Genomic DNA, 11,797 nt, shown 5'->3' with positions numbered 1-11,797 from the left:
ATCGCGTTGGCGCGTGATTGACATCGGCCCGTGTCGTGCTAGGGTTGTTAAAGAAGAGTCTAACCGGGAGATTGTCATTGGGAGAGGAAATCAAAACAGTTCTCATCGTTGATGATGAGGAAAATGCGCGTATCGGTCTGAGCAAACTGCTCAGTCAGGAAGGTTACCAGGTCAGCAGTGCCGCCAATGCCGGGGAAGCACTTGAATACCTCAGCCGGGAACCGGTCAGCCTGGTCATCAGTGATATCAACATGCCGGAGATGAATGGTCTGAGCTTTCTTCGTGAAATTCACAATCATCACCCGGGAACCCATGTCATCATGATTACCGCGTATGGCGGCGTCGAATCCTATCTGGAAGCCATGAACCTGGGGGCGTTTGAATATATCCATAAGCCGGTCAAGCTCGACGAGTTGAAGTCAGTCATGCGCAAGATCGCCAACTGAATTCCCCGTCGTTGTTTCGGGGGAGAAGGGGGAAGAGCCATGGAAGATTTCAGGAACATTCTCTACGCTACGGATTTCTCCGACAGTTCGGACTTCGCCTTTGGCCATGCCCTGTTGCTGGCGCGGAAGTTCAACGCGCAACTGGGAATTATTCATGTGATCAACGAACCGGTTGATCTTCGCGGTTTCTACGTTCCCCACATTACCTTCGAAAAACTCGAAGAGGAAATCGAGCAGGGCGCGCAGAAGATGATGGAGCGATTCTGTCGAACGCATGTTGGTGATTACGAAGCGGTTTCGACCTTTGTCGTTCCGGGTATTCCCTATGATGAGATCATCAAGAAGGCCGTTGAAATATCCGCCGACCTGATCGTCATGGGTACCCACGGTCGAACCGGTCTTGACCATGTCCTGTTCGGCAGCACCGCCGAAAAGGTGGTTCGAAAGTCGCCAGTTCCGGTCATGACGGTTCACTGCCGGGGTGATGACTGATGGTGCCGCCCGCCTGATGAAAACCGCCTCCCGCCTTTCCTGATCGACCCAACCCCCTGTTTCCACTTGTCAGAATGCTGAAACAGGGGGTATCTTGTGTCTTTATCCAGAATCAGCGATTATACCCTGTAGGTTCGGGTTCTCTTGGATGGGGAGGGTGGACAGCGAGATGAAAGATTGCATTGTCGTCGTCGATGATGAGCGCATCATTCTCGAACTGACATCGATGATTCTGACCAGCCGTGGTTACGAAGTTCACACCGCCGAAGATGGTGTTGCCGGGGTTGAGCTGGTGCGTCGGCATCAGCCGAGTGTTGTTCTGCTCGACTACATGATGCCGAAAATGGATGGTCTGACAGCTCTCAAGTTGATCCGTGAGGAGTACCCCTCCAGTTACGTGGTGATGTTCACCGGCAAGGGCAGTGAGGAAATCGCTGTTGAACTGATGAAGGCCGGGGCTTCGGACTATATTCTCAAGCCCTTCTCCAATCACGACCTCATTGATCGTATTGAGCAGGTCTTGCGCCTGCGCCGCATCGAACTGAACAATCTTGAATTGCGTCGCGAGCGGGAGCGGTTGCTGCGCGAGGTCGAAGAGTGGAACCTTGAGCTGGAACACCGGGTCGAAGAGAAAAGCCGGGAACTGGAACGGGCCCACGCGGAAATTCTGCAGGCCGAGAAGCTGGCGGCCCTGGGCCATGTCTCGGCCGGCATGGCTCATGAAATCCGCAACCCGCTTAATTCGATCAGCCTGTTTGCCCAGGTGCTGCGCGGTGCGGTGCAGAACGACTCTGAACTGGTGACCTACGCCGACAAGATCATCAACGAGGTTGATCGCATCGACGAGCTGCTGGTCAAACTGCTGGCGACCAGCAACCAGCCGCTCGGACCGCGGTCTGAGGTGAATCTGCCGGATCTGATCCGTTCGGTCCTGGAATCTTTCAGCGATCAGCTGCGTGCCCAGAAAATCGAGCTGGATGTCGCCCTGGTCCCCGCCGAGCCGTTCATGGCCGATCCCGAAGAAGTGAAACAGATCTTCTCCAACCTGATCGCCAACGCTCTGCATGAAATGCCGGACGGCGGTCGGCTTAAAATTCATCTCGGTCGAGCCGATCAGGTGCTGCAGATTGAGGTCAGCGACACCGGCGCGGGGATTCCGGAGGAGCATCTCAGTCAGATCTTTGATCCCTTTTTCACCACCAAGAGCAAGGGAACCGGGTTCGGCCTTTCGGTGGTGTTGCGCATCGTCAAGACCCTTGGGGGGCGGATCCGGGTTGAAAACGCAGTCGATGCCGGCGCCCGGTTTCTGATCGAACTGCCGGTTGCCTGACGGCAGCCACGGGATACGACCTATGGCCCTTCTGTTGCGTGAAGTCGCGTTGCGGCTCGATCAGGATGAATCGGAGCTGCCGGTTGAGACGGCCCGCGCACTGGATCTTGATCCGGCAGAATTGTCTGGTTTCAGGGTTGTCAGGCGCTCCATTGATGCCCGCAAACGCCCACTGGTGCTGCGGGTTTTTACCGTTCGTTTCAGTGTGGCCGATGAGGATGCCCTGTTGCGGCGCCAACGGCGCAACAGGCGTCTTTCCAGGGAAGAAGAGATTGTTCCGGTCCCCGCCAAGCGTCTCGCTGTTCCGTTGCGGGTGCTGGTTGTCGGTATGGGGCCGGCAGGGCTTTTTGCCGCCTGGAATCTTGCCCGCCATGGCGTTGCGGTCACCCTGCTGGAACGGGGGCGGCCGGTGGAAGAGCGCCTCTCGGATGTCGAACGGTTCTGGACGGATGGTTGTCTTGATGAACGAAGCAATGTTCAGTTCGGGGAGGGTGGCGCCGGAACCTTTTCCGACGGTAAACTGACCACCCGCGTCAACCATCCCGGCATCCGTACCATCCTGCGGACCCTGGTTGACTGCGGCGCCCCCGAATCGATCCTGGTCGATGCCAAACCCCATGTCGGCACTGACCGCCTGCGCGGGGTCTTGGTCCGTTTTCGTGGAGAGTTGCAGCGCCTCGGTGTCGATGTCAGGTTCTCCAGTCGTCTCAGCGGGCTGCAGGTCTCCCGTGGCCGGGTTGTCGGCGGCCTGATCAATGATGCCGATGAAGTCTCCTGTGATGCCCTGGTTCTGGCGCCGGGGCACAGTGCCCGGGATACTTATGCTATGCTGTCGTCATCCGGTGTTCAGCTCGAAGCCAAGCCGTTTGCCCTCGGACTGCGGGTTGAGCATCCCGCCGTCCTGATAAATCGTATTCAGTACGGCCTCGATCGTCATCCGAAGCTGCCGGCCGCCGATTATCGGTTGGCATGGAACGACGCGAAGAGTGGTCGTGGGGTTTACAGTTTCTGTATGTGTCCCGGCGGCGAGGTGATCAATGCCTCCTCCGAGTCGGAACGCCTGGCGGTCAACGGCATGAGCCATTACCGACGTGACTCGGAGCGCTCCAACAGTGCCCTGGTGGTCAGTGTTGATCAACGCGATTACGGTTCCGGGGTTCTGGCCGGCATGTTTTACCAGCAGCGGCTGGAAGAGCGGGCCTTCAAGGCCGGTGGCGGCGGCTATCGGGCTCCGGCCCAGAACCTGATGGCTTTTCTTGGTCGCGGGCAGGGGCCGTTGTGTGGCGACTGCAGACCGGGGTTGACCTCGGCCGATCTGCGGGAATTGCTGCCGTCCGATCTGGTCGACGCCCTGCAGCAGGGAATTGTTCGTTTCGATCGACGGATGCGGGGGTTCATGACCGCCGAGGCGGTGTTGATCGGGATAGAGAGCCGGACCTCGGCCCCGCTGCGGATCGTAAGAGATGTTTCCGGAGAATCCCTTTCACATCCCGGTCTTTATCCGGCCGGTGAGGGCGCCGGTTATGCCGGAGGTATCATGAGCGCGGCCCTGGATGGACTTAAAGCCGCCGAACAGATTATCAAGCAGGTTGGAGACCGGGAGGTTTTGTGAAAAAGGTTTTTGTCAACACGATTCGTGAGCGGGACTGGGTTGAAAGCAGTTTCCTGGTTCGTGACAAGGTTACGGCCATGGCCAAGAACGGCAAACCCTACCTGACTCTGAAACTGATGGACCGGACCGGAGAAGTCGAAGGTCGAGTCTGGGACGGGGTCGATGAAATCGCCTCCCGGTTCGAAAAGGACGATGTCATCCAGGTTCAGGCCAAGGCCAGCGTCTATCTCGGGAAAATGCAGCTGGTGGTTCAGGATCTGCGCAAGCTTCCGGAAGCGGAGGTTGACCTGGGGGATTTTCTGCCGACATCCAGTCAATCGCCCGAACAGTTGATCGAACAGTTGCGGCAGTTGGTCGACGGGCTGCGGAATCCTCATCTGCGGGCTCTGATGGAACTGTTTCTCGCCGATGAGGATTTTTTGCGGGGCTACAGCAGCGCGCCGGCAGCCAAGTCGATGCACCATGTTTATCTCGGCGGCCTGCTGGAGCATTCCCTGTCGATTGCCGAGCTGATCGACAAGGTCGCCGGGCATTACCCCGAGCTGGATCGCGACCTGCTGGTGGTCGGTGCCCTGCTGCATGATGTCGGCAAAGTTGCCGAACTCAGTTATCGCCGCAGCTTTGATTACACCGATGAAGGCAAGTTGCTCGGACACATCATCATCGGTGTTGAAATGCTGGAACAACGGCTTGTCCGGCTGGATGATTTTCCCCGGCCGCTGGCGGTGCATCTGAAGCATCTGCTGCTTTCTCACCACGGCCAGTATGAATACGGATCCCCCAAACGCCCCAAGACCCTTGAGGCGGTGGTGCTGAATTTCATTGACGACCTCGATTCGAAGATGAACGGTATTCGCAGTCATATCGAAAAAGACAGCCATCGCGAGGGAAGCTGGACCAGTTACCATCGGCTCTATGACCGCTATTTTTTCAAGGGCGACACGACGTCCGATGAAGAAAACAGTGAACCTCCCGCCAGGGTTAAGCCGCTGCCGCTGATTCCGGGTACGCGTGAGGTGAAGAAAAACAGTCGGGAGAAGCACAGCGACCCTCTCAGTTTCTCCCTGGCCGAACAACTCAAGGGCAAAAGCCTCAACCTCTTTTCCAATGACGAGGATGAACCATGATTATCCATGCCTGGCCTGTCGGTCCCCTGCAGGTGAACTGTTTCCTGGTCGGTTGCGAAGAAACCCGGGAGGCGATGCTGGTTGACCCGGGAAGTGACGCGGAGCTTATCCTGAAAGGAATTTCCGACTCCGGACTGAAGGTACGGACGATCGTCAACACGCACGGCCATTTCGATCATATCGGCGCCAACTGCAAACTGGTCGAGGAGACCGGCGCCGAACTGTGCATGCATGCTGACGATGTGCCGCTGATTGAACTGGCCGTGAGTCAGGCGGCCCTTTACGGCCTGCAGACCACGGAGTCGCCGCAACCGACACGCCTGGTTGCCGAAGGAGACCGGATCGACGTCGGCAGGCTCCATTTTGACATTTCCCATGTTCCGGGGCATTCGGCCGGCAGCATCTGTCTTTACGGGGCGGGCCATCTGTTCGCCGGGGATGTGCTGTTTGCCGGTTCGGTGGGCCGAACCGACCTTCCGGGCGGTAACTTTGAACAGCTGATTTCCGGCATCCGCCGTAAACTGCTGGTTCTTCCGGATGACACCGTCGTTCATTGCGGGCATGGCCCCGACACCACCATCGGCCGGGAGAAACAGGTCAATCCGTTCATCGGCGGCTGAATTTACAGCCTGAATCAGGTTCAATAAAGGAGTTGGACATGTTTTCCGGAAAACAGGTCGTTATCGGGGTCTGCGGTGGCATCGCGGCCTACAAGGCTGCCGAACTGGTTCGCCTGTTCGTCAAGGCAGGTGCCGAGGTGCAGGTGGTGATGACCCGCAACGCCGCCGAGTTCGTCACCCCGCTGACCTTTCAGACCCTGAGCGGGAACCCGGTCCACTGCGAGCTGTTCAATCTGCTGCAGGAGCGTGAAATCGGCCATATTTCCCTTGCTGACCGGGCGGACCTGATGGTGATCGCTCCGGCTACCGCCAACCTGGTCGGCAAGGTCGCGTCCGGTCTTGCCGACGATCTGCTCAGTACGACCCTGATGGCGACCCGTGCTCCGGTTCTGTTCGCCCCGGCGATGAACGTCAACATGTATGAAAATCCCCTCTACCAGCGCAACCAGGCGACCCTGGTCGAACTGGGCTACCATTTTATCGAGCCGGTGGTCGGTGAACTGGCCTGCGGCTGGCAGGGGAAGGGCAAGCTGCCGGAACCGGAGGCGATTCTGGAGGCGGCCCGGGGTCTGTTGCGTCCGGCCGATCTTGCCGGTGAAACCGTGCTGGTCACGGCCGGTCCGACCCGCGAAGAGATCGATCCGGTGCGCTACATCAGCAATTATTCCTCCGGGAAGATGGGCTACGCGATTGCCGCCGCCGCGGCCCGGCGCGGCGCGCGGGTGTTGCTGGTCAGCGGTCCGACCTGTCTGCCGCGGCCGGCGGTGGCGGAATTTATTCCGGTGACCAGTGCTGTTGAGATGCGCGACGCGGTGATGAACCGCGTCGGTGAGGCCGGCATGGTTTTCAAGGCGGCCGCGGTGGCGGATTATCGGCCGATCAGGCGGGCCGAACGGAAGATCAAGAAGGGGGCCGGGGAGGCGCCGCTGCTGGAACTGGAGCGCAATCCGGATATTCTGGCGGAACTTGGAGAACTCAACGGTTCGCGGCTGTTGATCGGGTTTGCCGCCGAGACCGACCAGCTGGTGGCTCACGCCGCGGCCAAACTGAAGGCCAAGAATCTTGACCTGATTGTCGCCAACGATGTCACTCGCGAGGGGGCCGGGTTCGATGTCGAAACCAATATTGTCCGTCTGCTCTATCGTGACGGCCGCAACCTTGAACTGCCGCAGATGAGCAAGACCGCCCTGGCTGACCGGTTGCTTGATGAAGCCCTGGAAATCAAACGGCAGCGATCAGAAGGATGAGAGCATTTCCAGCAGTCGCTCCGGGCAGGTGATCCCCTCGCGAAACCGGGGTTTCAACTCCAGTAGCAGGCGTTCTGCTTCGGCTTCCGGCAATTTGCCGTCGAGCCACAGCAGGTTGAGGTTCTTGCGAATCATTCTGGCCGCGTTGAGAGCCCGTTCGCCGGCCGGGTCAGCCTTCCAGTAAGGGCTCAGTTCCATCTCGGCGAGTATGCTTTCAGTGACGACCCGGGCGAGAGTGAAATACTCCTCGCGATCGCTGTCGCTGATCTCCCAGCGGGAATTGCTGCCGAGTGAACGAATCATCTTCTGCCAATGCTGCAGACGGCTGAGCAGCAGCAGCGAATTGAAAATCCGCTTGTTGGTGCCGAAGGAAAAAATGGTGTCGGCAATGACGCTGCGCAGCAAGGCGTCGTTGTCGCTGAAGTTCTTGCGGGCGATGGTTCGCGCCAGGGACCAGGTTTCCGGATCGACACTTGCCTCGATGCGCATCTCCCAGTAGGTGTGCTTGAGCATCACGGTATTGAAGGTTCGTACCAGCTTGTAGGGAACAAAATAGGAATGGGCCACGGTGTCCATGGCCAGGTGGCTGAGGTAGCCGTAGGCACAGGCTCGCTGCGGGTCATTTTGCGCCGCGGCAAGCAGTTGTTTGGCGACGCGCCAGGAATGGCAGTGTCGCAGGTAATGGGTGAATTTCTTGCCCAGGGTTATATCGGCGCTGATGCAGCCGTAGAGGTAGTCGTTGGGATAGGCGGTCAGCAGCGCCTGCAGGTGAGGCGCCACCAGTCCGATGCGTTCCAGCACCAGGGAGCCGACCTGCAGGTGAAAACCGATTCCCCAGGCCCAGCAGGGGCTCGGGAAGGCCACCAGCAGCAGGGTCAGGCCGATAATCAGTGGTGCCATAGGGAGTCCCGGGGTGCGCTCCCGTTCGGCGGTCGCAGGTTTGAAGTGACAAGCCGGGACGGGGCGGAAAAGTGGTTTCAGACTGGTCTGGACCAGTGTTCGGAACCGGTTCAGGTCAAGCATAGACAAGCAGACGGGGTAAGTAAAGCCACCATGGGCGACAAGTTGCACAGGGAAATCTTTCAACTGGTACGGCAGACACGAAGTTTGATCGAGGATTTCGCCAACCTCGGCATCGAGCAGATCAGCCTGCCGTCGCAGGAGATGATGTCGAAGACTGCAGCCGATCATTCCCCCGTCCAGGCTGATGTCCGGGAAACACTGGACCAGATTCGCGCCGACCTCGGTGAGTGTCGTCGCTGCAAACTGTGCGAAAAACGGAATCACATCGTCTTCGGAGTCGGCAACCCCGATGCGCGCCTGGTACTGGTCGGCGAGGCCCCGGGCCGTGAGGAGGACCGTCGCGGTGAACCGTTCGTCGGCGAAGCCGGTCGGCTTCTCGACCGCATTCTCTTTGCCATGGGGCTGCAGCGTCCGGACGTTTACATCTGCAATGTCGAGAAATGTCGGCCGCCGGGAAATCGTGACCCGGAACCGGATGAGGTTGCCGCCTGTGAACCCTTTCTCAAACGGCAGCTGGCCGCCATCTCCCCGCAGGTCATCATCAGTCTCGGTCGTGTCGCCTCACAGGCTCTGCTGCGTGAGCAGACGGCGATCAGCCGGTTGCGCGGGCAGTGGCGCGAGTACCAGGGCATTCCCCTGATGCCGACCTTTCACCCTGCCTACCTGTTGCGCAATCCGACCGCCAAGCGGGAAGTCTGGGAGGATGTGAAGCAGGTCATGCGTCGTCTCGAAGGGCCCGGTGGCTGAGGGAGGGAGAATGACCGCCTTTGAATTGCAGCATGTCTGTCGGACTGTGCCCGGCGATGAAGGCCCCCAATCTCTGCTCGACGATGTCACCACTCATTTCGAAAAAGGGTTGCTGCATGCCCTGGTCGGTCCCTCAGGCGGCGGGAAAACCAGCCTGCTGCGTTTGTTGAACCGCCTCGATGCTCCTGACGCGGGTACGGTCAGCTATGCCGGTCTTGATCTCGGCTGCTGGGAACCGCGCCGACTGCGGCGCAAGGTCGCTTTTGTTCCCCAGCAACCCCATATTTTCCCCGGAACCGCCCGCGACAATCTGCTGTTCGGTCTGCGGTTTCATCCCGATATCGCTCCGATCGACAACCAACGGCTGAGCGAACTCTGCGCCTCGAGCCAGTTCCCGCCGGATCTTTTGTCAAAACCCGCCGAGAAGCTCTCCATCGGTCAGCAGCAGCGCCTGGCTCTGGCGCGCGCTCTCTGTCTTGATCCCGAGGTGCTGTTGCTTGATGAACCCGGCAGTGCTCTCGACCGCCCGACCGCCGAGGCCCTCGGTCGTTCCCTGCGGCACCTCTGCCGTCGAGCGATGACCATCGTTCTGGTCAGCCATGATCTCGAATGGGTGCGGAACCATGCTGACCGGGTGCTGTTCATGGAGGCGGGAAAACTGAAACTGCAGTGTCCGGTCGCGTCCTTTTTCAGTTATGGGGCGGAAAGCCGCGTCGGCCGTTTCATTGCCGGTCAAAAGGAGGGTCCGGAATCATGACGGACGATCTGCTGCAGCTTAATCTGGCTGATCTGGGACTCGCCTACGGCCTGGTACTGCTGAGCGCGGCGCTGATCCGCTGGCAGGGTTATGGGGGCAGTGGAGGCCTGCTTCGTGCCTCGTTGCGGATGGTGGTTCAGCTGCTGGCGGTCGGGTACCTGCTGGAAGGGGTCTTTGCCCTGCGCCATCCGCTGGCGGTGGTGGCGATATTGGCCGTCATGGGGCTTTTCGCCCTGCAGGTGATCGGTTCCCGGGTGCAGGACAAGATGCCGTATTTCTACCGGGTCATGGCCGGGGCGCTGCTGGTCGGCTGCGGCCTGGTGACCTGGTTCTTCTGTGTCGGCGTGGTGGGGGTGGAACCCTGGTACGAGCCGCGTTACCTGATTCCCCTGGCGGGGATGATCGTCGGCAATTCGATGAATGGGGCCGCACTTGCCGCCGAACGTCTCGCTGTTCAGGTTCGTCGGGGGCGAACCGAAATCGAGGCCGCTCTCTGTCTCGGCGCCAGCCCGCGGCAGGCGGTCGCGCCGCTGCTCGGCAGTTCCTTCAAGGCCGCCATGATTCCGGCCACCAACACCATGGCGGCGATGGGCATCGTCGCCCTGCCGGGAATGATGACCGGACAGATCCTCTCCGGCACCGCCCCGATTGTCGCGGTGCGCTACCAGATCGCCATCATGTGCGCCATCACCGGCGCCGTGGCGCTGACCACTTTGCTCATTCTGCATATCGGTTACCGGAATTATTTCACCGCTGATCAGCGGTTGAAATCCTGAATCAATCAAGATGGTGTCGCAAAAACTCATCAGCAACTGCGTTGCTGCGTTTGTCTCGCTGCTTCAACGTACGTAAGTACGTTTCATTGCTCGACAATCGCACGCCTTGCTGCTGGCGCTTTTTGCTTAGCCAACTCTCTTGATGCTTTTTGCGAAAGCATCAATCAAGATCAGGTCAATCCCCCGGTGTCACCAGCGCCAGGTAGATATCCATCACGTTGGTGCGGGTCGGCCCGGTGATCAGCAGGTCACCGGTGGCGCGGTGGAAGGGGTAGCTGTCGTTGTTGTCGAGGTGGGAGGTCGCGATCTGTCCAACTTCGCGTCCGCGGTCGACGCTGCCGCCGTCGACGATGGCACCGGCGGCGTCGGTCGGGCCGTCAGTGCCGTCGGTGCCGGCGGCCAGGATCACGATGTCGTCCCGGCCGTTGATGGCCAGCGCTGCGGCCAGGGCGAATTCCTGGTTGCGACCGCCCTTGCCGTTGCCGGTCAGGGTGACGGTGGTTTCCCCGCCGGCCAGCAGACAGGTCGGTCGGAGGACCGGTCGAGAGGCCGCCGCGGCCAGCTGCCGGGCCGCCTCCCGGGCTTCTCCACATAGTCGGTGATCGACAACCCGGCAATCATAGCCGAGGTCTTCGGCTTTCCGGCGCGCGGCCTGAAGCGCGGAAGTGTTGCCGGCAATGATCCGGGTTCGGCCGTTTGTCGGGAACTCATCCGGTTTCGGGGTTTCCTCCCGTTGCCCGATCCGACCGGCGCGCAGGTGGTCCCTGACGGCCCGGGGACAGCGGTGCAGAATTCTGCAGTCGCGAAGAATCTCTTCAGCTTCGCCGTAACGGGTCGGGTCGGGTACGGTCGGCCCCGAGGCGATGACATCGAGCGGGTCGCCGATGACATCCGAGATCACCAGGGTCAGCATCGCGGCCGGAGCTGCCCGCCGCGCCAGTTGCCCCCCCTTGACAGCGGAAAGGTGCTTGCGGACGCAGTTGATCGCGCCGATGTCCGCTCCGCTGGCGAGCAGCAGGTCGGTGGTGATGACCTTATCGGTCAGGCTCAGACCTTCCGCCGGGGCGGCCAGCAACGCCGAGCCGCCGCCTGACAGCAGGGTGATGACCAGGTCGTCGTCGGTCGCCTTGTCCACGAGTTCGAGAATCTGCCGGGTGGCCTGTTCGCCACGTCGGTCGGGGATGGGATGGGCGGCTTCCCGCAACTGGATATGCTCAAGGGGCAGCCCGTGGCCATCCTTGGTGACGATCAGTCCCTCGCTGATCCGTGATCCGAGGATCTCTTCCACGGCCCGGGCCATCGGTGCTGTCGCTTTGCCCGCGCCGATCACCAGGATGCGGCCGGAGGGGAGGGGAGTCTCCACGTCCAGCAGTCTGAGCCGGGTTCGATCAACCAGCCGCAGGCTGTTTCTGACCGCGACCGCCGGATCGACGGCGGCAACGGCGGCCCGGAAGATGGTTTCAGCATGGTCGCGCAGCTGCTTGTTTTTTGTCTTCAGATTCAAGGAAACACCAGCGGATTCAAAAACGAAATTGTCAAAATCGATGTCCGGTTCTTTCGGTGATCTATCTTCTTCGGCGCCCGCCTTAAAAGGTCTTTCTGGCATCCCCGGCCTCTTTG

Annotated in this window: 12 protein-coding genes; 10 read left to right on the top strand and 2 right to left on the bottom strand. The window is 60.0% G+C overall.

Translation table 11 applies throughout. The features are described from left to right. Window positions 1-77 precede the first annotated feature (77 nt). The 7 genes from B5V00_RS09915 to coaBC all read left to right on the top strand — a co-directional run bounded on the left by B5V00_RS09915 (window position 78) and on the right by coaBC (window position 6,874). On the top strand, window positions 78-446 hold the full coding sequence (locus B5V00_RS09915) for a response regulator (RefSeq protein WP_085010632.1): 369 nt from the start codon (window positions 78-80) through the stop codon (window positions 444-446). 39 nt (window positions 447-485) lie between these two features. After that, window positions 486-938: a universal stress protein gene (locus B5V00_RS09910; protein WP_085010631.1), complete on the top strand. Its 453-nt coding sequence runs from the start codon at window positions 486-488 to the stop codon at window positions 936-938. 169 nt (window positions 939-1,107) lie between these two features. Further along, complete coding sequence (locus B5V00_RS09905; protein ID WP_139800726.1) at window positions 1,108-2,268, top strand: hybrid sensor histidine kinase/response regulator; 1,161 nt, start codon at window positions 1,108-1,110, stop codon at window positions 2,266-2,268. Window positions 2,269-2,290: 22 nt separating this feature from the next. Next, window positions 2,291-3,880 carry an NAD(P)/FAD-dependent oxidoreductase gene (locus tag B5V00_RS09900; RefSeq protein ID WP_085010629.1) on the top strand — a complete coding sequence of 530 codons (1,590 nt, stop codon included), beginning with the start codon at window positions 2,291-2,293 and terminating at the stop codon, window positions 3,878-3,880. Then, window positions 3,877-5,007: a 3'-5' exoribonuclease YhaM family protein gene (locus tag B5V00_RS09895; RefSeq protein WP_085010628.1), complete on the top strand. Its 1,131-nt coding sequence runs from the start codon at window positions 3,877-3,879 to the stop codon at window positions 5,005-5,007. Before B5V00_RS09900 ends, B5V00_RS09895 begins: the two co-directional genes overlap by 4 nt. Further along, complete coding sequence (locus tag B5V00_RS09890; RefSeq protein WP_085010627.1) at window positions 5,004-5,627, top strand: MBL fold metallo-hydrolase; 624 nt, start codon at window positions 5,004-5,006, stop codon at window positions 5,625-5,627. Before B5V00_RS09895 ends, B5V00_RS09890 begins: the two co-directional genes overlap by 4 nt. A gap of 38 nt (window positions 5,628-5,665) precedes the next feature. Next, complete coding sequence (coaBC, locus tag B5V00_RS09885) at window positions 5,666-6,874, top strand: bifunctional phosphopantothenoylcysteine decarboxylase/phosphopantothenate--cysteine ligase CoaBC (RefSeq protein ID WP_085010626.1); 1,209 nt, start codon at window positions 5,666-5,668, stop codon at window positions 6,872-6,874. On the opposite strand, the gene B5V00_RS09880 is transcribed toward coaBC, so the two are convergent. After that, window positions 6,863-7,774, bottom strand: coding sequence for a zinc dependent phospholipase C family protein (locus B5V00_RS09880; RefSeq protein WP_085010625.1), 912 nt, complete (start codon window positions 7,772-7,774; stop codon window positions 6,863-6,865). The genes coaBC and B5V00_RS09880 overlap by 12 nt on opposite strands. A 153-nt stretch (window positions 7,775-7,927) precedes the next feature. On the opposite strand from B5V00_RS09880, the gene B5V00_RS09875 reads away from it, so the two are divergent. Genes B5V00_RS09875 through B5V00_RS09865 form a run of 3 tightly spaced genes read left to right on the top strand, consistent with a single transcriptional unit; the run spans window position 7,928 to window position 10,177 of the window. Further along, window positions 7,928-8,644 (top strand): uracil-DNA glycosylase, encoded by a 717-nt coding sequence (locus tag B5V00_RS09875; RefSeq protein WP_085010624.1) that lies wholly within the window; start codon window positions 7,928-7,930, stop codon window positions 8,642-8,644. Window positions 8,645-8,654: 10 nt separating this feature from the next. After that, the gene (locus B5V00_RS09870) at window positions 8,655-9,401 is read left to right on the top strand and encodes an ABC transporter ATP-binding protein (RefSeq protein WP_085010623.1); all 747 of its coding nucleotides are present in this window, start codon (window positions 8,655-8,657) and stop codon (window positions 9,399-9,401) included. Then, window positions 9,398-10,177 (top strand): ABC transporter permease, encoded by a 780-nt coding sequence (locus tag B5V00_RS09865; RefSeq protein WP_085010622.1) that lies wholly within the window; start codon window positions 9,398-9,400, stop codon window positions 10,175-10,177. The genes B5V00_RS09870 and B5V00_RS09865 overlap by 4 nt, the downstream gene beginning before the upstream one ends. Before the next feature lie 175 nt (window positions 10,178-10,352). Here the strand turns inward: B5V00_RS09865 and B5V00_RS09860 are convergent, their stop codons facing one another. Beyond that, window positions 10,353-11,681: a glycerate kinase type-2 family protein gene (locus tag B5V00_RS09860; RefSeq protein WP_216355478.1), complete on the bottom strand. Its 1,329-nt coding sequence runs from the start codon at window positions 11,679-11,681 to the stop codon at window positions 10,353-10,355. Window positions 11,682-11,797 lie beyond the last annotated feature (116 nt).

Origin of the sequence: Geothermobacter hydrogeniphilus (genome assembly GCF_002093115.1) — a bacterium.
Taxonomy (GTDB): Bacteria; Desulfobacterota; Desulfuromonadia; order Desulfuromonadales; family Geothermobacteraceae; genus Geothermobacter_A; species Geothermobacter_A hydrogeniphilus.
The sequence above is the reverse complement of the archived record's forward strand: the minus strand, read 5'-3'. Positions and strand labels throughout refer to the sequence as shown.

Coding starts and splice junctions, on each gene's coding strand:
- B5V00_RS09910 (WP_085010631.1), top strand. CDS start 486: ATGGAAGATTTCAGGAACATTCTCTACGCTACGGATTTCTCCGACAGT.
- B5V00_RS09905 (WP_139800726.1), top strand. CDS start 1,108: ATGAAAGATTGCATTGTCGTCGTCGATGATGAGCGCATCATTCTCGAA.
- B5V00_RS09900 (WP_085010629.1), top strand. CDS start 2,291: ATGGCCCTTCTGTTGCGTGAAGTCGCGTTGCGGCTCGATCAGGATGAA.
- B5V00_RS09890 (WP_085010627.1), top strand. CDS start 5,004: ATGATTATCCATGCCTGGCCTGTCGGTCCCCTGCAGGTGAACTGTTTC.
- coaBC (WP_085010626.1), top strand. CDS start 5,666: ATGTTTTCCGGAAAACAGGTCGTTATCGGGGTCTGCGGTGGCATCGCG.
- B5V00_RS09880 (WP_085010625.1), bottom strand. CDS start 7,774: ATGGCACCACTGATTATCGGCCTGACCCTGCTGCTGGTGGCCTTCCCG.
- B5V00_RS09875 (WP_085010624.1), top strand. CDS start 7,928: ATGGGCGACAAGTTGCACAGGGAAATCTTTCAACTGGTACGGCAGACA.
- B5V00_RS09870 (WP_085010623.1), top strand. CDS start 8,655: ATGACCGCCTTTGAATTGCAGCATGTCTGTCGGACTGTGCCCGGCGAT.
- B5V00_RS09865 (WP_085010622.1), top strand. CDS start 9,398: ATGACGGACGATCTGCTGCAGCTTAATCTGGCTGATCTGGGACTCGCC.